The following is a 26,445-nucleotide window of genomic DNA, read 5'->3' on the forward strand; positions in this document are numbered from 1 at the left end:
ATCAATTTCTTATTAAAATTTCTTTGAAAAAAAAATAGTAGGTTAATTCTTACTTACCTAGTAAAAAGCAGTTCTCTGTATTTTGTTAACGGCCATAATTCATCATCTACAAGTAATTCTAATTTATCACAGCTATATCTGATTTCATCAAATAGAGGTTTTACTTTATCACAATAACTAGAAGCTTTTTTCTCTAAATCCTCAAGCTTATTTGCTTTTTTACGTGCCTCGGTCATTTCATTAACCTTGGTATTGATTTTTCCTATATGTCCCGAAATCTCTTCTATGATCTCCATTTGTTCCTTAGCATACTTTTTAAAATCTTTACCGTATAACTCTTTTAACCCAGATACATTATTGATTAACATATTTTGATATCGTATCGCAGTAGGAATTACATGGTTTCGAGCGATATCTCCAAGTACTCTACCTTCGATTTGAATTCTTAACACATATTCTTCAACCTCAATTTCGTAACGAGCCTCGGCTTCTACTTTATTCATTACACCCATTTCCTCAAAAAGCTCCAGGTTTTTCTTAGAGACCTTGGCTTTTAATGCTTCGGGAGTAGTTTTATTATTACTTAACCCTCTCTTCTTAGCTTCTTTTTCCCATTCCTGGCCATACCCATTTCCTTCAAAAAGGATATTTTTGGACTGTTTTATATACTCTCTCAAGACATTAAATATTGCTTCGTCTTTTTTGAGTTCTTTTTTATCAATCAATGCATCAACCTCTTTCTTAAAATCTACTAGTTGCTTTGCCACAATAGTATTAAGAATTGTCATTGGATTTGCACAATTTGCTTTGGACCCTACAGCTCTAAACTCAAATTTATTCCCTGTAAAGGCAAAAGGAGAGGTTCTATTTCGATCCGTATTGTCTAGCAAAATTTCTGGTATTTTCCCTACCACATTTAATTTAAGGTCTGTTTTTTCTTGTGGCGACAATTTCCCATTAGTAACTCCTTCTAATTCTTTAAGTACAGCGGTTAATTGTTCTCCTATAAATACAGACATAATAGCTGGTGGCGCTTCATTAGCACCAAGACGATGATCATTACTAGCAGAAGCAATACCTGCTCTCATCAATTCTTCATTTTCATTAATAGCTTTAATAGTATTGATAAAAAACGTTAAAAACTGAAGATTACTCATTGGTGTTTTTCCAGGGCCTAATAAATTTACGCCGGTATTTGTTGCCAAAGACCAATTATTATGCTTTCCAGAACCATTTACTCCTGCAAACGGTTTCTCATGCAATAATACTTTAAAGCTATGTCTTGCTGCCACTTTATCCATAACATCCATTAATAAAGAATTATGATCAACAGCTAGGTTTGTTTCTTCATATATTGGAGCTAACTCAAATTGATTAGGAGCTACCTCATTATGACGTGTTTTAACAGGAATACCGAGCAACATACATTCTGTTTCTAAATCCCTGATATAATCCAAAGCTCTGGTAGGGATACTTCCAAAATAGTGATCGTCTAATTGTTGTCCTTTTGCAGAAGAATGACCAAGAAGTGTTCTACCCGTCATAACAATATCAGGTCTGGAGAAAGCCAATGCACTATCAATCAAGAAATACTCTTGTTCCCAACCCAAAGAAGCATTTACTTTCTTTACATTCTTGTCGAAATATTTAGCAACTCCTGTCGCTGCATGATCTACTGCTTGCAAAGCTCTTAACAATGGCGTTTTATAATCCAGAGCTTCTCCTGTATAAGCAACAAAAACAGTAGGGATACATAATGTAGTGCCGTAAATAAAAGCAGGAGAAGTAGGATCCCATGCGGTATATCCTCTAGCTTCAAAGGTATTGCGAATACCTCCATTAGGGAAAGAAGATGCATCTGGCTCTTGTTGTACCAGTTGTCCTCCTCCAAATTTTTCAATTGCTTGCCCATTCCCTATGGTTTCAAAAAAGGCATCATGTTTTTCTGCTGTTGCCCCTGTTAATGGCTGAAACCAATGCGTATAATGTGTTACACCTTTGGAAAGTGCCCATTCTTTCATCGCCGATGAAATTTGATCAGCAATTTTACGATCAATCTTAGAACCATGATCTATAGCATCTGTTACGCTACTATATGCATCTTTGGTAAGATACTGAAGCATTGTTGCTTGATTAAATACATTGCTACCAAATAATACAGATCGACGTTCTGTTTCTGTAACTATAACAGGTTTACGATGTAAGGTCTCTTTTAAAGCTTGAAATCTGAGTGTTGACATAATTAAGTAAGTTTTAGACAAAGATAAAAGAAGTTTCTATTGATAATATAAAAAATATTTTCTTTTAAAATTATTAATTACCCAAAACACCCCCTAAAAAAACAGGGTATCAATAAAATTTGAACAAAAAACAGTCATATACCCCCTATTTTTTTGGTAATACGGAAATAAAAATTAATTTTGATCCCTGTAACAGTTCAATTTATAAAGTATTAATTATGAGTAAAGCTAAATTAGAATACATTTGGCTAGATGGTTATAAACCAACTGCTAACTTAAGAAGTAAAACAAAAGTTGAAGAAAACTTTAGCGGAAATCTTAAAGATTGCCCAATGTGGTCTTTTGATGGTAGTTCTACAAGACAAGCAGAAGGCGGTTCTTCTGATTGCTTATTAAAGCCTGTTGCTATATATCCTGATCCTGCAAGAAAAAATGGATATCTGGTAATGACAGAAGTTTTAAATTCTGATGGAACCCCTCACGAATCTAATGCAAGAGCAACAATCGATGACGATGACAATGATTTTTGGTTTGGTTTTGAGCAAGAATACTTTATTATGGATTCTAAAACACAACTGCCATTAGGGTTTCCTGTTGGTGGTTACCCTGGTCCACAAGGAATGTATTATTGTTCTGTAGGAGGTAGAAATACACATGGAAGAGATTTTGTTGAAGAGCACGCTGATCTATGTATTGCTGCCGGGCTTAATTTTGAAGGAATTAATCAGGAAGTTGCAAGTGGACAATGGGAGTTTCAATTGTTTGCAAAAGGTGCTAAAAAAGCCGGAGATGAAATATGGGTAGCTCGATATTTATTAGATCGCCTTACCGAACATCACGGATATTATATTGAGTACCATCCAAAACCTATTAAAGGTGATTGGAATGGTTCTGGTATGCACGCAAACTTTTCTAACGAAGTATTAAGAACGTGTGGTTCTAAAGAAGTTTATGAAACTATTTGTGAGGCATTCAGACCTGTTACTAAAGAACATATTGCTGTGTATGGTGAGTTTAATGATCAGCGATTAACAGGAGAGCATGAAACACAATCTATACATGAATTCTCTTATGGAATATCAGACAGAGGAGCGTCTATAAGAATTCCTATTATTACTGTAGAAAAAGGATGGAAAGGATGGCTAGAAGATCGTCGACCTGCTTCTAACGGTGATCCATATAAAATTGCTGCTAGAATTGTAACTACAGTTAAAACGGCAGATATCGCAGCTGTAATGGCATAACGATTTATTGTATGTAACTTAACTAACTAAGTTGGTTAAACACCGAAACACCTTTAGAAAATTCCTAAAGGTGTTTTTTTGTACTATTTAACATCTACTCTTATCGAACAAAATTTACGTCAAACAGATTGCTCTGACGCAATCAATTTGACCACTTTTTAAAATTAAAACTTTATATCGAACTCAGAATACTAAATAGAATTTAAATTTATTCTATAAAGACTAAAGCGATAAAAATACAGTATGCTGCAAAAATCAGTAATCCTTTAGGACGCCCTAAGATCATTTTTTTTGGTATAAAAGCCAATGGAAGTAAGATCATAGCAAAACCTAACATCCAGTAAATATTTACACTCATTAGTGTTTCATCCTTTACTGCAATAGGCTGAATTAATGAAGTTATTCCTAATACTGAAGCAATATTAAAAATATTAGAACCTATAAGGTTTCCAAGCGAGATTGCCTTTTCTTGCTTAAGCGCTGCAATAACAGAAGCTGCTAGCTCTGGCACACTAGTTCCAACTGCAATAAGAGTAACCGCTATTACACCTTCACTGACCCCCATCTTTTTAGCAATAGTTTCTGCTCCGCTCACCAATAATTCAGAACCAAAATATAATGCGGCTCCACCTATAAGCAACCAAATTATGATTTTAAAATTGGATGTTTTCTGAAGAGAATCATCTACCTCTTCTGCCATAGCATCAGAAGATTTTCTGGCTCTTCGAATCAACAAGAATAGATATACTAATAAAGACAATAACAATATAAGTCCTTCAAACTTGGTTAAAGTTGCATCATTTTGTAAAAAGAGGTACAGAATAAAAGATAATAGCACCATTACCGGCCAATTGAATTTATAAAAATCCTTATCAATAGCCAAAGGACCAATTATTGCAGTAATCCCCAACACCAAGCCAATATTAGCAATATTTGATCCAACCACATTACCTAAAGATATATCTGACAATCCGTCTAGTGCGGCCTGAATACTCACTAGTAATTCTGGAGCAGAGGTAGCAAAAGAAACTACAGTTAACCCAATAACCATACGCGATAATTTAAGCCTGAAAGATAAGGCAACAGAGGATCTTACTAAAAACTCCCCTCCAATTACAAGAAGTATAAGCCCTATAATAACGTATAATATACTGGCAATCATAAATTCTAATTTTGTCTGCGAAGATACTATTATATAGAAACTTTTCTCAAAAAAAATAGCACCCGTATTATTGGGTGCTATTCGCTTTATCTGTAACAAATAAGAGAGGGGATTCTTACTTACAGTACCTTTTTAATAAAGATATTCTAAAGCTACTTTATCATATTGACCAAATTCCCCTTCATTATAAGGGAAACAAGCATTCATGATAGATGATGAATCTTGACTAGCTCCAGGGGTTCCTGGTATGTGAGTAGCTCCTGTAGAACCAGCCGATTCACCGCTTTGACCACAAGATTGTCTCGTATTCCAATCCGTATGTCTTAGTCCAAAACAATGACCTAATTCGTGGGTAAACAAACCTTCTAACAGTTGATCGTCATTATTTGTATTAGCCCCACCGTTAATTTTTACACGCTTAAACGGCTCTCCTCCTGAAGGAAAACCAGCCACTCCACGAACTCCATCCTGAAGTATAACAGAAGCAGTAGTCTCGGTATAAACAAGTATATCACTAGAATTAAAACTAGTAGAAAAAACTAAATTAAGTTGAATATCTATATTTAAAGCATTGTAATTTGCTATTGCATATTGTAAACCTCTCTGAGCCACTGAGCTAAGACCAAATCTATTGTTTCCATTATACCCAACAACACGAATTGTTTTTGGAGTATTTACAAGGTTATTACTTCTATACTGCTTACTTTGTACTCCTTCTCCTATATTCATTTTCATGATCTGATCATAAGACATTTTAATATCGCCTTCTAATGTATACATCATTTTTTGACTTCCATCAATATCTCTTACCATTCCTTTTTCTATTCCGTTTGGATTGAAATGTAATTCTGTTACCTTGTTTAAAACATCTTTTGAGATTTCTTGTGAAGAATGATCTACTACATCTTCTGAAGATTCTTTTTCACAAGATGTAAAGACTGATAATGTTGCCGCAGTGAACACTACAGCAAGGGTTTTAAAGTTTTTCATTGAGTTTGTATTTTATGTTAAAACTTTGACAATATATCGTTAAAACATTCTAAAAATTAACCATATTACACAAACCGTCAACTTCTTTACACAAACCGTCAATTTTCAACCATAAACGGTAGCAAATCCATACTTCTTGTGTGTTAAAAACACAACAACACTTTAATAAGCTCAATTTAATCTAGTGATCATTACGTAAACGCCAAGGCTTATTTCACCAATAACAGCCTTTTATACAAATCATAATTTATTTTTATCAAACAACAAAATCCCAACATATACTGCATAACTTTATTAGTTTAGTAATTTTATCCAACATATATTACAGGTATGACAACAAATAGATATATTATCGTATTGTTTTTTCTATTCGAATTATCCACTATTGTATCGATTTCTGCAAGAGATACATTTTTTTTTCATTCAAAAAAAGGGTATCAGGATTCAATACTTATGAATCTTAAACAAAAACAACAAAAGGCCAGGCAATCAAGTCATAAAGATAGTATTATCAAAAGTGACCTAAACTTATTAAAGTTTTACGCTTATAATCAACCAAAAAATACAGATACCGATGAGCTATTTAATTTGCTAGATTATTGCACAGAAAATAACAACATCAATTGTCTTGTAGAAGTATATGCCATGCTTGCCTGGCAAATGCAAAAAAAAGATCAGTATACGGAAGCTTTAGAGCATTACAATAAAGCTATTGAGCTTTCTAATGATACTGAAGAAAAAAGTTCAAAATGGCTCGTTTTAATCAATCAAGGAACACTATTTAATGAATTGTTAGAACCAGAGCTCGCCAGAAAAAACTTCAAGGCTTCCTTCAAATATATTAAACCGAATGAGGATTACAGAATGGCTATTTCGCTATTAAATATTTCTTCTACATTCGGAAAAACTGATCATGATTCGATCGCCTATTTTTCTAATAAAGCCATAAGTTTTTTTGAAAAAAATCCAGGTCAAAACAACGGCCTTGAAATAGCTGCAAATAATGTTGCTTATAGTTATATCAAACAAAACAAACTAAAAGAAGCCTCAAGAATTATTGATAAATATATTGATCTAAATAATATTGCAGACAGTAAAAAAGGATGGTTTGGATCATTTTTCTATAACACTCTAGGAGAATTAAATTACAAACTAGGTCATCTAGATAAGGCTATTGATTACTACAAAAAATCCATAAGTTATACAGAGAACAATAACTCATCTTCTAATCTAATGAGTTTAAATGATCTGGCTGAGATTTATGAAAGCAAAGGTGAATTTAAAAAAACTATTCAATATTTAAAAGCTAAAGAAAAACACCTCCAAAAATTTAATGAACATAATCTTAAAAAAGAGATTGCCCGATCAAAATATAATAAAATACTAGCCGAAAAAAATAAGCTCATCACTAATCTGGAAAAGAAAAATCAAAAAACAAATAGACAAGTATACAATAGTAAAATTATCGCTCTTAGCTCGGGAGTTCTCACAATAATATGCATCTTGTTTTTTTTAACTATTTATCAAAAAAGTAGATTAAAAATATCACAGCTCAATGAAGAAATAAGTTTAGCAAGGCTAAAATCACTACGATCAATAATGAACCCTCACTTCTTATTTAATTCATTCAATACATTACAAAGTTTTATTCTTCAAAAAGATAAATTCGAGGCCAGCGAGCATATGAGGGAACTTTCTCAATTGATTCGGAAAATATTATCCAACTCAGACAGTTTATATATTAGCTTTAAAGAAGAATTAGAAATTATCAAGACCTACATTACTCTAGAAAACAAAAGATTTGATGGTCAATTTGAAATGAGCTTAACAATTGATGAAAATTTAATCGAACTTAACCCAAAAATACCTTCGATGATTATTCAACCGCATCTTGAAAATGCTGTTATACATGGATTAGGTTCAAAAAATAAAAAAGCACTGAAGCTATCTTTTCAAAAAAAGAAAAATAGCATAAAATGTATTATAGAAGATAATGGTATTGGAAGAAGAAAATCGGCAGAGTTAAATAAGAAATCAAAAAACACTTCAAATTTATCGATTGCATCTGGAAATACCGCTGAAAGAATAAAACTTCTGAAAAAAGTAGGATATAAAAAAACATCTATGAAAATTACAGATTTATTGGATGATAATAAAAAACCAAAAGGCACAAGAGTTATCGTTAATCTACCAATTATAAATTAATAGCTTATGAGTACATCACTTAAATCTATCATTATCGATGATGAAAAAATGGCTAGAAATAGTTTAAAATTGTTGCTACAAACATACTGTCCAGAAATAGAAGTGATTGGTGAGGGTTGGGACAAATCATCAATGAGAAAACTATTCAAAGAATTTAATCCAGATATCGTGTTTTTGGATATTCAGTTAGGAAACAGTACCATTTTTGACATACTCCCTAATCAGGGACTCATGAATTTCAAAATAATTTTTATATCTGCACACGATGAATATGCATTAAAAGGATACAAGTATGATGCTATTGACTATCTTTTAAAGCCTCTAGATCCAATAAAGCTTAAAGAAGCTGTTATCAAAGCAACTCAATATATAAATAAAGAAGTTGCTTCTAAAAGCAGTATAGAAGAAAATATGAGGAATTTGTATAATTTAAGAGAATCACCACAGATTATACTATCAGATACCAGAGGGCTGCACGTTATCAAAATTGAAGATATTATGTATTGCATTGCCGAGGGCAACTACACTGCTATAATTCTTAATAATCAGCCACAGATGGTAGTGTCAAAAAACCTTAAGTTTTTTGAAGAAAAGCTGATACAACCCAATTTTTTCAGGATACATAAATCTAATCTTATAAACATTCAGTACCTCAAATTATTAAGCAATGATGATGGAGGGCATATTGTAATGAGTGACGGAAAAACACTATCGATTTCTAGAGATAAGAAACGTGAACTTCTAAAACGTATCTAAAATTTCTTTTTGTTTTGGATCTATATCCATGTTACTTCTATCATAAAAAAAGACCACCAAAAGGTAGCCTTTTACACCTATTAATATACACTTAATTTATTACCAATAGCTAATTAGTATAAGTAGTTTAATGCTACTCTATCCAGATCACTCCATTCTCCATCTGTATTAGCAGGATAACAAGCGTTCATTATAGATTTTGGATCACCTCCTGCACCAGCGGTACCTGGTATATACACAAGACCATCATTACCTACTCTCTCGTTACTATTTTCACCACAAGTTTTTCGGGTATCCCAATCAGTGTGTCTAAACCCTATACAATGACCAATTTCGTGAGCTAATAAGTGCTCTAATTGTTGATTTGTTTGTGTTAAATTAGCTCCGTTATTAATTCTGACTCTTGTAAAAGGATATCCATTACTAGGAAAACCTGCAATCCCTGCAGCTCTATTCGGGTCTGGGTTTATACTATTATCAACATACACTAATATGTCATTAGGTCTCCACCTTATTCCAAAAGATAGTTGAAATCTAATTCTAAGGTTTTCATTATTATAATTATTAACCGCATATTGAAGACCAGTCTTCGCAGTTGCACTCAATCCATGTTGATTATTACCCGTATACCCCACTACACGGATAACATTAGTTGCTGTTACTAAATTATTAGTCCTATACTGCTTGTTTTGAATCCCCCCATGAAGTCCCATATCCATTATTTGAGATTTTGATAACATGATATCATCTTCAATACGGTACATTGCTTTTTTGGTACCGTCAATATCACTTATCATTACTTTTTCTATCCTGTTTGGATTAAAATGTAATGCTGAGATTTTGTTTAAAACATCTTTTTCAACAATTAAAGATGGTTCTTCTATAGGATTATTGGCCCGGTCTTTATCGCAAGACAACAACGTTAGTGCAGAAGCCATTGCAGTGGCTATCACTAAAAAATTGATTCTTTTCATTTTAAATAAAAGTTGAGTTTGTGTTATTTTGTTGTGATAAACTTAACACTTCATTTATGTATTACAAAAAATTCTTATTAACAAACAAATGTTAAACCATACTCTAAATACTGTAAAACAGCTTTATTCATGAAGCGAAAACACAGACATTCTACACTTGCAAAACTATATAAATAGTTAAATAACTATAAAAATAGTTGTGAAACTAAAATTATAGTTATAGATTTAACCACTCATAATACATTCTCTAATGGAAAAACTAACAAACAAGGAAGAAGAGATCATGCAGGCATTATGGAAGCTAAAAAAAGCTTTTGCAAAAGAGGTTCAGGCCGAACTAAACAATGCCGTACATTACAACACTGTATCTACAATCATACGTAATCTCGAGGATAAAAAGTACGTAGGCCATCAAGCTTATGGAAAAACACATCAGTACTTCCCTATAATTACAAAAGAAGAATACCGTAGCAATTTTGTGAGTACCGCCATGAAACAATATTTTAATGATTCTTATAAAAATATGGTTTCTTTTTTTGCTAAAGAAGAGAAGATAACCGCAGATGAATTAAGAGAAATTTTAAAAGTAATAGAACAAGAAAAATAAACTATGGAAACCTTCTTAATTTATCTTTTTAAAGCTAGTGTATTACTTTCGATATTTTACGGAGTTTATTTTTTACTGCTTAGAAAAGACACTTTTTTCACCATAAACAGGCATTTTCTATTGATTGGTATTATCACTTCGTTACTATTGCCATTCATAGAGTTTACAACTATTAAGTTTATTGAAAGTCCAGATTTTTATATAACAGGAGCACATCAATCCCCTTCTAAAAACATGATTCCCGAAACTATAAACTGGTGGGTAATTGGATCTGTTCTTTATGGTTTGGGAGCTCTTATATTTTTATCTCGTTTTTGCCTTCAATTATTATCCTTAAAAAAATTACTAACCCATAACCAAAGTAGGAAAGAAGAAGGATTCAACCTTATTGAAGTTACTCAAGACATTGCTCCTTTTTCTTTTTTTAATACGATCGTATACAATCCGGTATTACATTCCAGAGGAGAATTAGATATGATTTTGAAACATGAAAAAGTACATGTTCAACAATTACACACTCTTGATTTAATACTAATGAATCTTCTTCTCATATTTCTATGGGTAAATCCCTTTGCCTGGTTATACAAAAAAAACCTGGAACAAAACCTAGAATACATCGCTGATCGTGAGGCTATAAACCAAATGGCATCCAGAAAAGAATATCAATTAACTTTACTAAAAGTATCATCAAATAATTATTCTACCATTACTAATAATTTTTATCAATCATTAATCAAAAAACGAATCGTTATGTTAAACAAACAAAATTCTCAAAGTAAGAAGTTATGGAAGATCACTGTTATTCTCCCTCTGTTAAGTCTATTTCTATGGAGTTTTAATACCCAAGAAGTTATTAAAATCAAACAGGACACAAAAATTGATCAAAAAGCTTCAGACAATATTATCTTTCAGAAAAAAGGGAAAAAGATTATTGAATTTATAGTCGATAAAAGCTCTTCAAAAAAAGATCTGAATAAAGTTAAAAACACTTTAAAAAATGACTACAGTCTTGAGGTTAAGTTCTCTGGCATTAAACGAAATGATGCCAATGAAATCATAAGCATTAAAGTAGATATATCTTCTAAAAAAGGAACTACCAATTACGCTATATCAAATGACACTCCTATCAATTCTTTTGCTATTATATACAATAGCGAAACCGGTAAAATCGAAATAGGCCAATCTGGAAACAGTTCAAATTATATATGGCTGGTTGATAAGGATGGTAAACACAAAAAAGGGAGTACTATGAAAATCCATACCGGAGATAAAAAACATGAACTCATTTTCACTACTGGAAATCACAAGGATACTTATGAGATCCACACCGATGACCATAAAACCTTTGCATACTTTACCGGTGATACGGACGGTGAGCCATTAATTTATATAGATGGAAAAAAATCGACCAAAAAAGAAATGGAAAAACTAGATTCTGACACTATAGAGCAGATGAATGTCCTTAAAGGAAAATCGGCCATAAAAAAATATGGTGATAAGGCAAAAAATGGAGTGATCGAAATTATTACCAAAAAGAACTAATTCTATTATAATATATAAACCTATAGAAACTCACTTCTTTCAAGTGAGTTTTTTTGTATTTTTAACCATGCAAAAATATTTCTTTTCGGTTATCGCCAAACTTAACAAAGTAATTCTACCTAGTTTTACCAAAAAACGCCTGGATCTTGCAAAAGCATCCAAATTACAACTCCTCATATTTGGCTGGCGGTTATATGTTACTAAAAGAGCTTTGGATTAACACTACAGCATATCTTTTTCTATAAAATATACTTCTTTTTGCAACACTAGTAACTCTTTTTCGTAATTAAAGAAGAAGCAATAACATCTATAAATAACCAAAAATATGTAGTATGAAAAAATGGATCATTATGGGAGTCAGCATGCTAGGTATGCTTTCCTTAACCTCATTTACAACAACCTCTGACAAGGATTTGATAATTGATAACATTCAGCCTAACGAAATAACAGCGGTAATAAACAAGGACACCTCAGAAAAAGAATTAGAAGATTTAAAAGCATTCTTTTTAGAAAATGGTATTGAATTACTGATCAAGAAAATAGAATTTAACGATAAAAAAGAGATTACCAGTCTTAGTATTATTCTTAAAAAAGGAAATTCTAAAAGCCAGTACTCTTCTTCTTCTCAGGCTCCTATTTCTAAAATAGAATTAGGATACAAAGATGGCAACTTGTATATCTCAAACTCTGGTAAGTTTGACATTGCTGCCTGGAAAAATCAGTCTGGGTTTAGTCATGGACAAATCGATATGGACAGCATTATGAAGAAACATAATTTTGTTTTCGATTTTGATAAAGAGAATGATTCTGTGTTTTTCAACAGTAATTTTGACGTACATAAGCTAAAGGATCAGATCATGAAGTCTTTCACCTTTGAAGAAGATGAAGACGGAAACTTCTTTTTTAACGGTCAGCAAATGCCGCATTTTCAAAATTTCAAATCCAAAAAATTTAATTTTGTAGACAATCCCGATATCGAAAAACTAATTATTGTTGACGGAAAGGAAGCTGATTTTAACACTCTGGATACTCTTGCAAAGTCAGACAAGTTAGCAGAAGTAGATTTTCTTAAACCAGAAACCGCTATTAGTATTTATGGTGATAAGGCAAAAGATGGTGCTATAATAGCCACTACAAAAAAATAAAAATCCTGCAAAAAATAGTATAGGCCTTCATCTTTTTGAAGGCTTTTTTTATTGAAGTGATTTAAACTTTTTTCAATATTTTAAAAGAGCAGATTTAGGAACATCTAGTTTATCTTTTCCGTTAAGGAATTCCAGCTCCATAATAAAATTACATTGTACTACTACTCCACCTAGTTCTTTAACCAAATCGCATACCGCTTTTGCTGTTCCCCCGGTAGCGAGTACATCATCATGAATCAGAACATTTTCTCCCGCTTTGATAGCATCGATATGTATTTCTAATGTATCTTCTCCGTATTCTAAATCATAATTCTTTGATTTCACATCATAGGGTAGCTTTCCTTTTTTCCGAATAGGTATAAATCCAGCTTGTAAACGTTCTGCAATCATACTTCCTATAATAAAACCTCTGGCCTCTATACCAATCACCTTATCTATCTTAATATCACTTGGACATAAACCAGCTAATTGATCTGCACAACTTACCAGAGCTTGGTGATTTGCTAATAAAGGAGTAATATCTTTAAATAAAATTCCAGGTTTAGGAAAGTCAGCAATATCCCTAACATAATCTTGTATATTCATTCGTCGAAAATAATGAAAATAAAAAAAAGAAGGTAAAATATATAATGCTTAGAAAAAATCAATATAAATTTTGCTAGCAATATAAAAAACAACTATATTTGCACCCGCAAAAAGGCCTCGTAGCATAACTGAATAGTGCACTTGATTACGGCTCAAGAGGTTGCAAGTTTGAATCTTGCCGAGGTCACGAATAAATCACAAGAAATGTGAATTACAAAGCGAGTTTCAGAAATGAAGCTCGCTTCTTTTTTGGAACAAATCCAGGTGATTCTTTTTGTGATTCTCAAAGCGGAGCTTTGTCAGGAAAGGTTATAACCAATCCTGCTGAGGTCACAACAAGCACAAAACCCTAAGAAATAAGTTTTAAGGCTACGGAAATCACTTCAAATCAAATTACTATAAAATGTTAATGAAAAATTAAATAAATCCTGAAACTTATTTTTTTTTGTACTTTCAGACAAAATTACCTCACAATCCATATTCAACAGAATACTGATGTGAGGTTTTTTATTTTTAACATAGTTATCATTTACAATTTTAGATGGTAATTAACCCCTTCCTATTTTTTTAAAGACTTAAAATACTCCACGTAAATCATAATAAGAATATGTATTAGAAAAACATATTGATACTTTATATAATCATTATACACTAATGGCGAAAACACAAAACATGAAAGAGTTTGAAATTATAATTGAAGAGTAAATGTTTAACAACATGATTAAAGAGCATTATTTCTCCTTTACACTTAAAATAACATCAATGTTTAAATATCCAGAGTGAAATGAAATTTTTAATAAAAAATATAAAATGGATCAACATCCTTGCTTTTTGGGGGATTTTAAATGCTATCCTTGAAATTATCTGGTTGTATTATGAAACTGGAAATTATTTTAAAAGCAATCACTACATCTTTCTATTAGTAAGTGTAATTACTGCAGTTGCTGTGTATGTGATTATTGAAATAATCAGGCAAAAAAGTATTAAAAACAAATTCACTTATGAAATTAGAAATACATTACATGAACTTGAAAGTTTAGTAAGATCTTTTGACAAGAAAAATGCTTATTTCCCATTACTATTGATTAATTGGAGACTAAAGATTGAATTGAGTAAGGTTAATAAAATAAAAGGTGGAGAATGGAACCTGAATGCACTTAAAACATATGAGTATCTGAGGAACGTTTTTGGTAGTATAATCAGCTTACTAAATAAAGGTGATGAGTACATAACTCTTTCTAATTTAGATTTTTGGTCTGAAGACAGATATGGTGCTACTGATTTTGTAACTTCTAATCTCGACGCAGCAAAAAAAGGAGTAATAATTAAGAGGATCATAATAATTGATGAAAAAATAATTGAAACCCCTCAATCATATCCAGATGAGCTTTCTTCTTTATTAAAAATCATCAAAGAATTAAAAAGAAAAATTGGAAACCGAAGAGAAGATGCTCGGAATATGCAAACATATTTTTACTTATCAAAAAACTATGATGATGATGCCAGACCTCCAGTTCCTTTTGCAATAATATATGACAAAACTGAAGATAGATACATATCAATGTTACCATCTAATCTAATAACAAAAAAAGAAAACCCATATGTATCAATAAAACTTAAAGACCCTCAGAATGACCACGATGTTAGGGCTAGCAAAGATAGATTTCATGATATTTATTCTAAGACTACTGAGCTTATGTCAATAGATGCTATTGAGAGTAAGGTTCTTGAAGCTCAAAAATCGCTTAAAACCAATTAATCTGATTCATTTAATATAGATGTAATTGATAAAAAAGAAGATAACAAAACCACTACCGTTGATCGAGATAATTCTTTTGGGTTTTGGTTGTTTCTTGCTTTTGGCATGGTTGTTTTAGTATTGATTAATCGTGTTAGAATATTTCGATTTTTCAAAAAAATCAAATCACTGATTACTAACAGCTTAATATAATCACCTTTATAGGTATTCGCAGTCAAAAACATAGTTTATAGAATTTCATATGTTAAACCCAACAAATAATTTGAAATCTATTGAATACCCACTAGATTTGTATGTGACATAAGAGAAGTATGCCTAATTGGGTATATTCAATTGTTCTACACAAGCTCAAAAAAAGTGCAAACTACACATTCAAGCACATTTAATTTTGATCGTGTCTCACAAAATCAAAAGAGCTTTCCTCAAACCGATATAATTATCTAACTTTGACTTACAACAAAAATTCTGTAAAAAAAATGATTAATAAAATATCATTCAAAAATTATAAATCATTTAAGGATGAACAAATCATAGAAATAAAACCTTTAACGGTAATAATAGGAAAAAATAGTTCAGGTAAAAGTGCTATTGTTAAACTACCTACGCTTATCGAGGGTTCTCTTTCAGGTAATTTCGAAGATCCAATTTTAACTGTAAACAATGGAGTTGAATTAGGCGCTGAATTCAGAGATTTAATTTATGGTAGAGAAGTTGGAACACTAAACTTAATCTTGGAACAAGACGCAAATAAATTAAGTATAGAAATTGCGTCTGGTTTAAAAGAATCTGATTTACCCAAAATAAGAAAGTGGAATTTTAATAATGAAGTCGATCTAATTTACATGGGCATAGAAAACACCTATTACGACAACATTAGTAAAGCAAAAATGAACATTAATTTTAATGGTTTTGGTATAAATTCAATTGAAAATTCTACAAAAAGTGATTTAAAAGGTAGGAAATTTACTTTAAACACAAATTATATTGGCCCATTTAGAGATGTTCCAAATAGAACTTATAGCAGTCGAGGAAATACTAAAAGTTCAAAGAATGGAATTAGAGGAGAATTGACATATCAGCTGCTACTACGCGATTATTTATACAATGAAAGCAAACTTATCAATCAAGTTAACGATTGGTACAAAAAGAATTTTGATGGTTGGGGATTACAAATTAATTCTATTTCTAAGCCAGACTACAAAATAGAATTAACAAGAAGCAATCCTGAATTTAGTATAAACCTCAGAGATGTTGGCGAAGGTATGAGTCAGGTCTTACCGTTGGTCGTTAGTGCATTCATGGAAAATGACAATGAGGTTCTTACAATATTAGAGCAACCGGAATTGCATTTACATCCAGCTGCGCATGGCAATTTAGCAGAACTATTTGCCGAATCGGCTAAGAAAAATAAATTCCTAATTGAAACTCATTCAAATAATTTTGTTTTAAGATTAAGAAGATTAATTGCTCAAGGCGACTTGGACAATAACGATGTAGCATTGTATTCAGTTGAATACAATGTTGAAAACAATACAAGTTCATTAAAAAAAATAGATATTCTAGCTAATGGAGATGTCTCATATTGGCCAACAAATGTCTTTAGTGAAGCTCTTGACGAAACAATAGCAATTCGAACTGCTCAACTAGATCAAAAATAAATATGTTTATTAAATTTGATTCCGAATTATTTCATCAAGACATTTATATAAAAGATGTGTCTTTTTTATTAGCAATATTTTCTGATAATTACAGGCACGATTTCTTAGTTGAATTGACAGAAGTTTTAGATTCAAAGTTATTTAATCAACTTTCATTAATTGATCAAAACCTTTTAAAAGAATATTTTAGTAGATATATTAGAGAGCCAAAAAGAGAAGTGGATTATAGAGTTTCACTAAAAAATGAGACAGAAAAAGATTTGAATTTTGAAGAAGCTAAAAGGTTTTTCAATCAGCCATACCTTTTAATATTAGAAAACAATCTCAATGACGGATATTTCGTTGATGCAATAATTAAAAATTTTAAATCAAGAGCTAAAAAAATTAATATATCTATAAAAAATGATTGGTTCATCTATTCTAATGGTGGTGGCTGTAGTAACATTGCAAACACAATAGAAGCAAATAAAAAAAGATATGAACTATTGCCTAAAGCCAATCATAAATATTTAAGATGCTTCGTTCTTCTTGATAGTGATAAAAAATATCCAAATGAGCCTAATACACAAGCAAGACAAAATCTATTTGATTATTTAGAGAAAAATGATATAAAATATCATCAATTATATAAACGTGAGATTGAAAATTATTTACCATACGACTTACTAAAAAAAGTTGAAGGAAATGAAGAATTCATTAAAGTCTATGAAAGATTGCCAGTTGATGTTAAAGATTTTATTGATTTAGAGAATGGCTTTCCAGATAAAAATCGCGAATCATTAACCGAAGAACTGGCTGATTTTTACCAGGAAATATCTGATAATGATTTTAATTTCTTAAGAAAAAATAGCCTAAAAATTCCTGATTATAAATCGGAGTTTCCAAAACTATTTTTAAATTCGGACAGAGAATCACTTAAAGATAGAATTAAACATCAAAAAGATTCAGATGAATTTGAGAATTTACTAAGTAAATTAACAACCGGACTTTAAAATGAGTAAGCAGATACAAGTAAAACCAGACGTACATAGAATTCTAAAATTTCTTTCTTTAATTGAAGATGGTAAATTTAAAATTCCAACTTTTCAAAGAGATTTCGTTTGGGGAGATAAAGAAAAGACAGAATTATTTGATAGTATTAGCAAAGAATACCCAATAGGCTCAATTTTATTATGGCAACCAAAAAATAATTTTGCAAATAAATCTGATATTGGTCCATATAAAATCAAGCATTACAGTGATTCGAATTATTTCTATATTTTAGACGGTTTTCAAAGATTATCTACACTCTTTGGCTGCTTAACCAATCCGAATAAAACTGAATTAAAAGTAGACCAAAATAAGCTAGAAAAAGAATTCACTATGTTTTATGATTTAGAAGACGAAGAGTTCAAAATGAAAAAAAGATCATCTATTATTGATATTCCGGTTTATCAACTTGTAGATACATTTGAGTTTTTAAATTATATCGATACTTTAAGGAGCGAAAATATAGAACAAGATAAAGTTAGCATTTACATAGAAAGAGCTAAAAAACTTTCATCAACTTTAATCGATTATCAAATACCGTCAATTGAAATTTATGGAGGAAGTATCAAAGATGCTGTTGATATATTTTCTAGAGTTAATTCAAAAGGAATAGATATCTCTTCTGATTGGATGTTATCTGCTTTAACATCGAATGAAGATAGTGGATTTAACTTAGGAGAGTTATTTGAAGAATTATTAATTGATTTACAAGAATATAATTTTCATAATATTAAACGAGAAATCTTAGTGCAATGCATCCAAAGTTCTTTCGGGAAAATATATTTTGACCAGCCAATTGAAAGTCTTGTAAGTCTGAACTCTTTTAGGAGTACTTCTCTTAAATCAATATCAAGTATAGAAAAAGCAGTTAAATTTTTATTTGAAGAATTATTAGTCGTAAACAAAAGATTATTACCTTATAATTATCAATTAATATTTTTGACTTATTTTTTCAATAGAGTTGACGTTCCAAATCCAAATCAAATAAAGAAATTAAAAGATTGGTTTTGGACAACATCCTACTCAAATTATTTTACAATTTTTTCATTAAGCAAAATAAGACTGGCATTTGAACAATTTCAAAATTTCACAAATGACGAATCTATAAATCCAGTGTATTATGAAAAAAACCATCAGTTTTTTTTCACTGCAGATTTACCTAATTCAGTATCTGCAAAAAGTGTTCGTTCAAAAACATTTGAATTATTTTTATTAAATTATTCTAATGATTTCAATAATGTTAATTCCTTTGATATTGATAACTTTAAATTAGTATCGTTATTTAAAGGAGATAGAAGTCATTCTGCAATTGTTCCTTTGCTAATTTATTCAAAAAACTCAAATTCAAGTTTACCATTTGAGCATAATAAGCAAAAAGATTTATCATACATTCTAGACAATTATAATATAGATAGTGATTTAGAAAAATTCTTTATTTTTCCAGAGTTTCGAGAGTATAATGAAAACCTAAATAAAGAAAGAATACTTGATTTAAGATTAGATGCTATTCAGGAAAAGGAAAAAGCTTTTGTTGAAAGATTAGGTTTAGAATATCTAATGATTAGTTTACCATTCTAACATTCAAAACAAGCACATTTATATTTTTTCGTACCTCAAAAATTTAAAAGAGCTTTCACGCTAACGGCTAATTTTGAACTAAAAGAATATTAGAAAAATAAGCTTGACAAAAATGTACAACAATGTGTACCCTACGGGATGCTACAGTACCATACACGGAACATTATACACTATTAGAAAAAAATGAAAGAAAGATGTTATAAATGTGAAGTAGAATTGACAAAAGAAAATTTTTCAACTGAACATGTAATATTAAATGCCTGTGGCGGGAAATTAAAATCTGATTCACTTCTTTGTAAAAAATGTAATTCAAGTTTTGGAGATAGTTTTGACAAAGAACTTGCTAAAACAATTACTCCATTAGCTAACTTACTTCGTATAAAAAGAGATAGAGGTAATCCACCAAAAATAAATGGTTTAGACACCTTAAATAACACCGAATATACTTTAGATCATAATGGAGCTATTAATCATAAAAAACCATCGATACAGAAAATAGGTTTTGATAATCCTGATATTTCTAAAAGAAAATTTCAGATAAAAGTTCCTAATCAAAAGATGTTAAAGCAAGTGTTAAATGGTTTAAAAAGAAAACATCCTGATTTAGATATTGAAAAGGCTTTGGAGGAATTTAATTACACTGAAGAACCATTTGATAAAGAATTAGAAATAAAGATGTCATTTGGAGGAACAGAGACATTTAAATCAATTACAAAAACAGCTATAAATTTTTATATTTTAAATGGAGGTGAGCGTAATGAAATTAAACATCTTTTTGAATTTCTTGATGGAAATAAAGAAATGAATAACGTTTGGTTTCACTATCCAGACAAAGACGTATATAACTACAAAGAGGGAGAAATAACACATATAATAAAGCTTAAAGGAAGTAAAACTGAAAGAATATTATATGCATATATAGAACTATTTAACAGTCATTGTTTTATCATTAAATTAAATAAAAATTATACGGGAAAGGATTTAAATTTAGACTACATTTTCAATATACATAATCATAAAATAATAGATGAATCAATTAACTTGAATCTAAAAAGACAAGAATTATTAGATTTATAGAGGTCAGTATATAAATACTTAACTTGGAGATCAATAAATATATAGTTTTATGAATGTTTTTAAGGGTCAAAATCTTCTAGAGTTCTCTGATCGGTTCAAAACCGATGAAGATTGCAAGGAATACCTAGCTTCAATGAAGTCAGAAATGGATTATAAGTGTTTGAGATGTAATCATACAGCTTGCCAAGTTCGTAAGGATTTTTCGAGGCAATGTAACATATGTGGTCACATCGAATCGGCTACTGCTAATACACTTTTCCATAAGGTAAAGTTTGGAGTAAGAAAAGCATTTTTTATTTGCTTTGAGATGTCCACGACCACTAAAAGTTTATCTGCAAGCTATATGGGTGTGCGCTATGGCGTAACAGAAAAGACAGCCAGACTTTTTATGTTGAAAGTTAGGGAGGCTATGGGTTCAGGTGGGAATAATCCAATGGATGGTGATGTTCACGTTGACGAATTTGTTTTGGGTGGTAGAGATCAAGGCAAAACAGGCAGAAGCTATGACGGTAAGAAAAAGAAGGCTGTAACAGCGGTTCAGCTTACAGAAGACGGTAAAGTTAAGAGGATGTACGCTATGAAAATAAATGATTTTTCAGCGCAATCACTACAATACATATTTGTTAATCATATTAGCCGAGAGGCTAATGTCACAACTGACCAATGGAGAGGATATAGACCTATTTCAAAGGCATACAATATAACTCAACTACCCAGTAATAGGGGATTGAATTTTAAAGCACTTCATACGATGATACACCAAGTTAAATCTTGGATTAGGACAACCTATTCTTGGGTAAGTGATGAGAATCTCAATAGATATTTTAATGAGTTTTGTTTTAGGATAAACAGATCTCAAAGTAAAGCTACGATCTTCAATAACTTAATAACAAAAATGGTACAAGGAGATAAAATATATCACAAAGAATTAATAAGTAACTAACTACTGACCTCTATAGATTTATTTATAAATAGAAATACTAGCTTTACCTCGAAAGTTCAAGAAAAATTGAATAGAATACTGCAAATATCTAAAAGAAATGATTTAAAAAATGAAATTTCTAAATCTGTAAATAGAATATTTAATAAAAACATAGGAAAGAAAGTAAATGATGATATTCTAAAAGAATTAGAAAATGAGTTTTTTAAGATAATAAAACCGCATATTAATTATAAAACAAAATAAAAAAATTTGGCTAAGTGCTTAATTGAAAGTTCATTACTTTTAATTCTCGTACTAACCATAGTCGAAACGTCAGACTGTGCATTAACCTGTTTTGATTACTAGAGTATTCGGGTAGGTGTCTATGAAAAATTATAAATATGTGATTCTCAGGGATCAGATTTAAGTTAATACACAGACTCACGTTATATGCAATATAAAATAATCATCATTAAACTTTTCTAAAACAATTATGAATCCTTTAGCTGAAATGGTTTACATTAGTGAGATAGTATTACAATCACAAATTGCTGAACGAGCAGCTAATCGTTTGCCAATCGACCCTGCAGGTTTTGATCATATTGAAGTTTGGTGTTCAATTCAATCGATTCTAGTAGCAGCTGGAAATGTTTCTAAAATTCTTTGGTCTCGATCTAATAACAAGAGTAAAGCTCGTAGTAAAAAATTACGGAAAATGTTGAATATTGAAGATGATAGTATTCTTTCAGACCGAAAATTCCGTAACCACTTTGAACATTATGATGAGCGTATTCAGACTTGGTTTGATAGTCAATCAAGTGGAGCTTATGTTGATCTTGCTTTCAATCCATTTAAACCAACTCCATGGGGAATATCAAAATTTTATCACAGAGCTTATAATCAAGTCGACAGAATATTGTCATTTCGAGACGAAACTCTTGACCTGAAAGAAGTACTGAATGCTCTTGAAGAGATAAAACTTAAGTGCAAACCATATACTCTAATGTGAATTATTAAAGTACAGCATAAGGGATTAAGTCTATCAGGTAAATCTTAAATTTTATCCAAGACAAATTCTATAGGTCAAGTTTATTTTATTTACGAAAAGTTTACGTTTTTCTATTTCTAAATTAGTTTTTTTGAAAAATAGCTAGTCAGGTTCATAATCCAAAGTTTACTGGTTCGAGTCCAGTTCCCACTGCTACTCAGAACCTTCAACTTTTTAGTTATAGGTTTTATATTTATAATTACTAATTAGATAAATATTCAGAAACTTGAGAGCTAAAAGATCTTGAAGATAAGAACTCAATATCATTTTTTAATTTAAATTTATAAACGTTGTTGTTTATATAAGTACAACTTTTAATATAAATTTTGTTCAAAATTAATGTTCTGTGAATCCTTAAAAATTGATTTAAATCTAATTTATCGTATAAAGAACTCATGGTTTTTCTGTACAAATAAGATTTTTCACTAGTTACTATTTGAATGTAATTCCCATCACTTTTAAAATAAATAATATCATCAATTCTAATAACTTGTTCTCTACCGTTTGTTGATAATGAGATTTGATTCAAAAACTGAGTAGATTCTTTCTCTGTATTTTGCTCTATAAGTTGTTTTATTTTTTCTTCCAACAATGATGCTTTCTTTGTTCTCTTAATATCCAAAATTCGCTTTACAGCTATAGCTAGGCGTTCTTCATCAAACGGTTTTAATAAATAATCTACAGCATTAATTTCAAAAGCATTTAAAGCATACGTATCATAAGCTGTTGTAAAAATAACATAGGGTTTTCTCTGAAGTTTTTCATAAACAGTAAAACCATCCATATCAGGCATTTGGATGTCTAAAAAAATTAAGTCAGGCTCTTTTATTTGTATTTTTTCTAAAGCATCCTTGCCATTTTTACAATCTCCAACAATTAGAATAGACAGAAACGGCTCTAACAGTTTTCGCAAGCGTTGTCTTGCTAAAAATTCATCATCTATAATAAGGCATCTTAAGGTCATTATTGCTATTTAATAATTGGTAAAGCCATTTTCGCATTATACAATTCAGGAGTTTCAAAATCAGAATTAAATAAAAAATTGTTGTTGTAAAATTGCTGAAGTCGTTTTTTTATATTTTGTAAACCTGTTCCTGTACCTACAGGTTTTTTATAGTAGTCACTTTGTTGATTATTATAAGTATTCGAAATTTGAAGTACCAAAACATCATCATTCAATACATCATTATGTTCTAATTTGATATCTATTTTAATTTCACCATTTTCAACAGTTGGCAATATGCCATATTTAACAGCATTTTCAACCAAGGGCTGAAATATCATACAAGGAATTTTCAAATTCTTAGTTTCTTCGGCTACATTATAAGTAATTGTAACACGGTCGTGATAACGAACTTGTTCTAAGTCTAAATAATCTTTTATAAAATTAAGTTCGTCTTTTACAGTAATCATTTGTTCAGCATCGTGTTCTAAAATGTTCCTTAATAAAGCACCTAATTTGCTCAACATTTTTTGAGCATTCTTGGTATCAATATCTATCATTGATGCTATAGAATGCAATGTATTAAACAAAAAATGAGGTTGTAATTGCATTCGTAATGCATTTAATTGTGATGCAATTAATGTTTTTTGATTTTCTATAAATTTCTTTTGATAATCAAAAGCAAGAAAAACAGAAACAATAACTAAAAGTTCAATAAAACTTGAAAAACTACCAATTACAAGAGCAACCATACTATTATGTCCTAAAAAAGATTTTAGATAACCACTATTTATATAATTGATAAAATCATCTAATCGAGATACAATCAATTGATGAAAAATTGCAAGAAGAACACAACCGAATAGAAATTGAAAAACTTTCCGAAATTTTAATGCCCCTACGAACTGAATAAATTTTGTTAACGCATAAATTATTGGTGCCAAAATAACCCAAAGTAAATACGAGATGCATATTTTTAATGTAGTTAATAACCAACTAAAGTTGTAGTTATATTCATTTATTAAATGGTTTGTGTACGCTTTTAAAATAAAAAACAAACTAATCAACAGACAGGCAATTATTAGCCTATTAACAGGTATAGGCAAGCTATTGTAATATGACTGAAGTTTTTTTTGCATTACAGTTACTAATTCAATTCTAAATAATTTATTTTTAAATTTTTTAATTCTAACTTTTAGATTTTTTATAAGTTAGCATAATTAAATTATTTTTTATGAAATCACATAATCTTTATCTGTTCCTTTTTTTAGCAATTTTATGTTTTAACTGTAAAAATAATAAGGCAAATTCTGATAAAACAGATTCAAATATAATAGATACCAATATAAAAGATATAAGCGAATTATCTTATATTGAAATTTATCGAGCACTTTTTGTTGATAACAATGGAGGTTTTGATGCACACGGTGATTTATATGGTCAAGATGCGGTTTCATATTTATCTTTTTCAGAAGAATCTGGTTCTTGTGGAAATGCTATATATTTATCGAGTACATCTAATGATAGTATAGTGCTGGCATTAAAATCAAGTTTTAATTTTCCGGGCAATCCAGAAAACGAAATGCTAAGAGCTTATATATTGCCGCCTAAAGAAAAAATTTCTGTTGGTAGCTCTAAATTCTGTTACAACGGTAAAGAATATAACATAAAAAAAGAAATTATTTCTGCAGGTTTTGGCAAAAACTAAACTCATCACAAAATTATAAAGACTCCGTTTTTCTGTGAAATAGAATGTGCTGTTTCGTTTATTTTGTGATAAGTGGTTAGACTCTTATTATTTTTCATCTTTTTATAACAATTTTAAACGAGTTGTAAACCACTTATCACAAACCGAACGACCTAACACTTTTTCATTTTTAGAAAGGTTAATCGTGTCTAAATTTGTCTCATAATTTTAAATCAATTAAGAGATGAACACGCTAAAATCAAGAATAACACTACAGTTATTTATGTTATTATTGTCTGCGATAACTTTTGCGCAGAACATTACACTACCTAACGTAAGTCAAAAATCTGTGATCACTCAAAGATTAGGGCTTTCAGACGTTACCATTACATATCATAGTCCAAGTGTACAAGGGCGACAAGTTTTTGGAGGTATAGTACCTTATGATCAAATATGGAGAGCTGGAGCAAATGAAAATACAACTATTACATTTACACACAATGCTACTGTAGAAGGGAAAAAGATTCCTGCAGGAACTTACGGGTTTTATATCATGCCTAAAGAGGAAAGTGCTATACTATTATTTTCTAAGTTTAATAAATCATGGGGAACTAACGCGCCAGATGAAAAGGATTTAGCTTTAATAGTAACAGTAAAAACAGAAGCAATCGATTTTCAAGAATGGTTAAGTTATGATTTTACCAATAGAGGAGCTTCTAATCTTACAGCAGTTTTACAATGGGAAAAAACAAAAATTCCATTTAAAATTGAATTCGATACTAAAAAAATTGTGGTCGATAATGCTCGGGCAGAATTAAAAGGCATTGCCGGATTTGGCTGGAGAGGCCATATGCAAGCTGCTAGGTATTGTGCGCAAAACAATTACAATTTGGAAGAAGCAATGGTATGGATAGAGAAGTCTATTGCAAGCAGTAAAAGTTTTAGCAATCTTGCTGTTAAAGCACAATTATTGGTTAACAAAGGACAAGTTGCAGAGGCTCAAAAAATAATGGATGAAGCCATTCCAACTGGTACACCGAATCAAATAAACCAATATGGTTATCAACTACTTGCGTTGAATAGAACAAAAAAAGCAATAGAAATTTTTACATACAATGTTAAGAATAATCAGGATGATCCATTTATCTGGGGGTTTACAGATAGTTTAGGAGAAGCATATTTAAAAGCAGGAGACAAAAAGAAAGCATTAAAATATTATAAAATTGCAAAATCCAAAGCTCCTCAAAACCAACAAGCATATCTTGATGGTGTGATTGCTGGAATCAAATAATAA

The 26,445-nt window shown here is 30.5% G+C and carries 25 protein-coding genes and 1 tRNA gene; 19 read left to right on the forward strand and 7 right to left on the reverse strand.

The features are described 5' to 3' along the window. Positions 1–53 precede the first annotated feature (53 nt). On the reverse strand, positions 54–2,240 hold the full coding sequence (locus tag ATE84_RS22585; RefSeq protein WP_101450092.1) for a glutamine synthetase III: 2,187 nt from the start codon (positions 2,238–2,240) through the stop codon (positions 54–56). A gap of 218 nt (positions 2,241–2,458) precedes the next feature. Here ATE84_RS22585 and ATE84_RS22590 point away from each other — a divergent pair, with 218 nt between their 5' ends. Next, entirely contained in the window at positions 2,459–3,484 is a 1,026-nt protein-coding gene (locus ATE84_RS22590; RefSeq protein WP_101451203.1) for a glutamine synthetase beta-grasp domain-containing protein, read from the forward strand. A gap of 208 nt (positions 3,485–3,692) precedes the next feature. Here ATE84_RS22590 and ATE84_RS22595 read toward each other — a convergent pair whose 3' ends face one another. Both ATE84_RS22595 and ATE84_RS22600 read right to left on the reverse strand, forming a co-directional pair. Further along, positions 3,693–4,646 (reverse strand): calcium/sodium antiporter, encoded by a 954-nt coding sequence (locus ATE84_RS22595; RefSeq protein WP_101451205.1) that lies wholly within the window; start codon positions 4,644–4,646, stop codon positions 3,693–3,695. Between the two features lie 132 nt (positions 4,647–4,778). Further along, positions 4,779–5,636 carry a M57 family metalloprotease gene (locus ATE84_RS22600; protein ID WP_101450093.1) on the reverse strand — a complete coding sequence of 286 codons (858 nt, stop codon included), beginning with the start codon at positions 5,634–5,636 and terminating at the stop codon, positions 4,779–4,781. A gap of 330 nt (positions 5,637–5,966) precedes the next feature. Here ATE84_RS22600 and ATE84_RS22605 point away from each other — a divergent pair, with 330 nt between their 5' ends. Both ATE84_RS22605 and ATE84_RS22610 read left to right on the forward strand, forming a co-directional pair. Continuing rightward, complete coding sequence (locus ATE84_RS22605) at positions 5,967–7,841, forward strand: histidine kinase (RefSeq protein WP_101450094.1); 1,875 nt, start codon at positions 5,967–5,969, stop codon at positions 7,839–7,841. Between the two features lie 6 nt (positions 7,842–7,847). Beyond that, positions 7,848–8,597, forward strand: coding sequence for a LytTR family DNA-binding domain-containing protein (locus ATE84_RS22610; RefSeq protein WP_101450095.1), 750 nt, complete (start codon positions 7,848–7,850; stop codon positions 8,595–8,597). Between the two features lie 113 nt (positions 8,598–8,710). Here the strand turns inward: ATE84_RS22610 and ATE84_RS22615 are convergent, their stop codons facing one another. Next, positions 8,711–9,571 (reverse strand): M57 family metalloprotease, encoded by an 861-nt coding sequence (locus ATE84_RS22615; RefSeq protein WP_101450096.1) that lies wholly within the window; start codon positions 9,569–9,571, stop codon positions 8,711–8,713. Positions 9,572–9,821: 250 nt separating this feature from the next. On the opposite strand from ATE84_RS22615, the gene ATE84_RS22620 reads away from it, so the two are divergent. The 4 genes from ATE84_RS22620 to ATE84_RS22635 all read left to right on the forward strand — a co-directional run bounded on the left by ATE84_RS22620 (position 9,822) and on the right by ATE84_RS22635 (position 12,865). Beyond that, positions 9,822–10,178: a BlaI/MecI/CopY family transcriptional regulator gene (locus ATE84_RS22620; RefSeq protein WP_101450097.1), complete on the forward strand. Its 357-nt coding sequence runs from the start codon at positions 9,822–9,824 to the stop codon at positions 10,176–10,178. A 3-nt stretch (positions 10,179–10,181) separates the two neighbouring features. Next, positions 10,182–11,720, forward strand: coding sequence for a M56 family metallopeptidase (locus tag ATE84_RS22625; protein WP_101450098.1), 1,539 nt, complete (start codon positions 10,182–10,184; stop codon positions 11,718–11,720). A 67-nt stretch (positions 11,721–11,787) separates the two neighbouring features. Then, a complete protein-coding gene (locus tag ATE84_RS22630; protein WP_101450099.1) occupies positions 11,788–11,940 on the forward strand; it encodes an SsrA-binding protein in 153 nt (50 codons plus the stop codon). Between the two features lie 112 nt (positions 11,941–12,052). Continuing rightward, a complete protein-coding gene (locus ATE84_RS22635; protein ID WP_101450100.1) occupies positions 12,053–12,865 on the forward strand; it encodes a hypothetical protein in 813 nt (270 codons plus the stop codon). A gap of 72 nt (positions 12,866–12,937) precedes the next feature. Here ATE84_RS22635 and ATE84_RS22640 read toward each other — a convergent pair whose 3' ends face one another. Continuing rightward, positions 12,938–13,450, reverse strand: coding sequence for an adenine phosphoribosyltransferase (locus ATE84_RS22640; protein WP_101450101.1), 513 nt, complete (start codon positions 13,448–13,450; stop codon positions 12,938–12,940). Between the two features lie 113 nt (positions 13,451–13,563). Between ATE84_RS22640 and ATE84_RS22645 the strand changes: the two genes are divergently transcribed. The 10 genes from ATE84_RS22645 to ATE84_RS22685 all read left to right on the forward strand — a co-directional run bounded on the left by ATE84_RS22645 (position 13,564) and on the right by ATE84_RS22685 (position 22,482). Further along, a tRNA-Arg gene (locus ATE84_RS22645) sits at positions 13,564–13,637 on the forward strand. 19 nt (positions 13,638–13,656) lie between these two features. Then, positions 13,657–13,803, forward strand: a complete 147-nt coding sequence (locus ATE84_RS26365; RefSeq protein WP_158237319.1) for a hypothetical protein — start codon at positions 13,657–13,659, stop codon at positions 13,801–13,803. A 431-nt stretch (positions 13,804–14,234) separates the two neighbouring features. After that, the gene (locus ATE84_RS22650; protein ID WP_101450102.1) at positions 14,235–15,209 is read left to right on the forward strand and encodes a hypothetical protein; all 975 of its coding nucleotides are present in this window, start codon (positions 14,235–14,237) and stop codon (positions 15,207–15,209) included. Positions 15,210–15,685: 476 nt separating this feature from the next. Beyond that, entirely contained in the window at positions 15,686–16,867 is a 1,182-nt protein-coding gene (locus ATE84_RS22660) for an AAA family ATPase (RefSeq protein ID WP_143273688.1), read from the forward strand. 2 nt (positions 16,868–16,869) lie between these two features. After that, positions 16,870–17,859 (forward strand): hypothetical protein, encoded by a 990-nt coding sequence (locus ATE84_RS22665; protein WP_101450105.1) that lies wholly within the window; start codon positions 16,870–16,872, stop codon positions 17,857–17,859. 1 nt (position 17,860) lies between these two features. Continuing rightward, positions 17,861–19,474 (forward strand): DUF262 domain-containing protein, encoded by a 1,614-nt coding sequence (locus tag ATE84_RS22670; RefSeq protein ID WP_101450106.1) that lies wholly within the window; start codon positions 17,861–17,863, stop codon positions 19,472–19,474. Between the two features lie 183 nt (positions 19,475–19,657). Further along, the gene (locus tag ATE84_RS22675; RefSeq protein WP_101450107.1) at positions 19,658–20,551 is read left to right on the forward strand and encodes an HNH endonuclease; all 894 of its coding nucleotides are present in this window, start codon (positions 19,658–19,660) and stop codon (positions 20,549–20,551) included. A 49-nt stretch (positions 20,552–20,600) separates the two neighbouring features. Beyond that, positions 20,601–21,494, forward strand: coding sequence for an IS1595 family transposase (locus ATE84_RS22680; RefSeq protein WP_101447696.1), 894 nt, complete (start codon positions 20,601–20,603; stop codon positions 21,492–21,494). A 66-nt stretch (positions 21,495–21,560) separates the two neighbouring features. After that, on the forward strand, positions 21,561–21,737 hold the full coding sequence (locus tag ATE84_RS26370) for a hypothetical protein (RefSeq protein WP_158237320.1): 177 nt from the start codon (positions 21,561–21,563) through the stop codon (positions 21,735–21,737). Between the two features lie 229 nt (positions 21,738–21,966). Then, positions 21,967–22,482: a hypothetical protein gene (locus ATE84_RS22685; RefSeq protein WP_101450108.1), complete on the forward strand. Its 516-nt coding sequence runs from the start codon at positions 21,967–21,969 to the stop codon at positions 22,480–22,482. Positions 22,483–22,723: 241 nt separating this feature from the next. On the opposite strand, the gene ATE84_RS22690 is transcribed toward ATE84_RS22685, so the two are convergent. Then, positions 22,724–23,485 carry a LytTR family DNA-binding domain-containing protein gene (locus ATE84_RS22690; protein WP_101450109.1) on the reverse strand — a complete coding sequence of 254 codons (762 nt, stop codon included), beginning with the start codon at positions 23,483–23,485 and terminating at the stop codon, positions 22,724–22,726. Positions 23,486–23,490: 5 nt separating this feature from the next. Continuing rightward, positions 23,491–24,408, reverse strand: coding sequence for a sensor histidine kinase (locus tag ATE84_RS22695; RefSeq protein WP_158237321.1), 918 nt, complete (start codon positions 24,406–24,408; stop codon positions 23,491–23,493). A 290-nt stretch (positions 24,409–24,698) separates the two neighbouring features. Between ATE84_RS22695 and ATE84_RS22700 the strand changes: the two genes are divergently transcribed. Further along, a complete protein-coding gene (locus ATE84_RS22700; protein ID WP_101450111.1) occupies positions 24,699–25,172 on the forward strand; it encodes a hypothetical protein in 474 nt (157 codons plus the stop codon). A 223-nt stretch (positions 25,173–25,395) separates the two neighbouring features. Further along, a complete protein-coding gene (locus ATE84_RS22705) occupies positions 25,396–26,442 on the forward strand; it encodes a DUF2911 domain-containing protein (protein WP_101450112.1) in 1,047 nt (348 codons plus the stop codon). The last annotated feature ends 3 nt before the right edge of the window (positions 26,443–26,445 follow it).

It is taken from the genome of Aquimarina sp. MAR_2010_214, assembly GCF_002846555.1.
GTDB lineage: Bacteria > Bacteroidota > Bacteroidia > Flavobacteriales > Flavobacteriaceae > Aquimarina.

Excerpts from the sequence above, each read along its gene's own strand:
- ATE84_RS22585 (WP_101450092.1), bottom strand. The coding sequence starts at position 2,240 with ATGTCAACACTCAGATTTCAAGCTTTAAAAGAGACCTTACATCGTAAA.
- ATE84_RS22590 (WP_101451203.1), top strand. The coding sequence starts at position 2,459 with ATGAGTAAAGCTAAATTAGAATACATTTGGCTAGATGGTTATAAACCA.
- ATE84_RS22595 (WP_101451205.1), bottom strand. The coding sequence starts at position 4,646 with ATGATTGCCAGTATATTATACGTTATTATAGGGCTTATACTTCTTGTA.
- ATE84_RS22600 (WP_101450093.1), bottom strand. The coding sequence starts at position 5,636 with ATGAAAAACTTTAAAACCCTTGCTGTAGTGTTCACTGCGGCAACATTA.
- ATE84_RS22605 (WP_101450094.1), top strand. The coding sequence starts at position 5,967 with ATGACAACAAATAGATATATTATCGTATTGTTTTTTCTATTCGAATTA.
- ATE84_RS22610 (WP_101450095.1), top strand. The coding sequence starts at position 7,848 with ATGAGTACATCACTTAAATCTATCATTATCGATGATGAAAAAATGGCT.
- ATE84_RS22615 (WP_101450096.1), bottom strand. The coding sequence starts at position 9,571 with ATGAAAAGAATCAATTTTTTAGTGATAGCCACTGCAATGGCTTCTGCA.
- ATE84_RS22620 (WP_101450097.1), top strand. The coding sequence starts at position 9,822 with ATGGAAAAACTAACAAACAAGGAAGAAGAGATCATGCAGGCATTATGG.
- ATE84_RS22625 (WP_101450098.1), top strand. The coding sequence starts at position 10,182 with ATGGAAACCTTCTTAATTTATCTTTTTAAAGCTAGTGTATTACTTTCG.
- ATE84_RS22630 (WP_101450099.1), top strand. The coding sequence starts at position 11,788 with ATGCAAAAATATTTCTTTTCGGTTATCGCCAAACTTAACAAAGTAATT.
- ATE84_RS22635 (WP_101450100.1), top strand. The coding sequence starts at position 12,053 with ATGAAAAAATGGATCATTATGGGAGTCAGCATGCTAGGTATGCTTTCC.
- ATE84_RS22640 (WP_101450101.1), bottom strand. The coding sequence starts at position 13,450 with ATGAATATACAAGATTATGTTAGGGATATTGCTGACTTTCCTAAACCT.
- ATE84_RS22650 (WP_101450102.1), top strand. The coding sequence starts at position 14,235 with ATGAAATTTTTAATAAAAAATATAAAATGGATCAACATCCTTGCTTTT.
- ATE84_RS22660 (WP_143273688.1), top strand. The coding sequence starts at position 15,686 with ATGATTAATAAAATATCATTCAAAAATTATAAATCATTTAAGGATGAA.
- ATE84_RS22665 (WP_101450105.1), top strand. The coding sequence starts at position 16,870 with ATGTTTATTAAATTTGATTCCGAATTATTTCATCAAGACATTTATATA.
- ATE84_RS22670 (WP_101450106.1), top strand. The coding sequence starts at position 17,861 with ATGAGTAAGCAGATACAAGTAAAACCAGACGTACATAGAATTCTAAAA.
- ATE84_RS22675 (WP_101450107.1), top strand. The coding sequence starts at position 19,658 with ATGAAAGAAAGATGTTATAAATGTGAAGTAGAATTGACAAAAGAAAAT.
- ATE84_RS22680 (WP_101447696.1), top strand. The coding sequence starts at position 20,601 with ATGAATGTTTTTAAGGGTCAAAATCTTCTAGAGTTCTCTGATCGGTTC.
- ATE84_RS22685 (WP_101450108.1), top strand. The coding sequence starts at position 21,967 with ATGAATCCTTTAGCTGAAATGGTTTACATTAGTGAGATAGTATTACAA.
- ATE84_RS22690 (WP_101450109.1), bottom strand. The coding sequence starts at position 23,485 with ATGACCTTAAGATGCCTTATTATAGATGATGAATTTTTAGCAAGACAA.
- ATE84_RS22700 (WP_101450111.1), top strand. The coding sequence starts at position 24,699 with ATGAAATCACATAATCTTTATCTGTTCCTTTTTTTAGCAATTTTATGT.
- ATE84_RS22705 (WP_101450112.1), top strand. The coding sequence starts at position 25,396 with ATGAACACGCTAAAATCAAGAATAACACTACAGTTATTTATGTTATTA.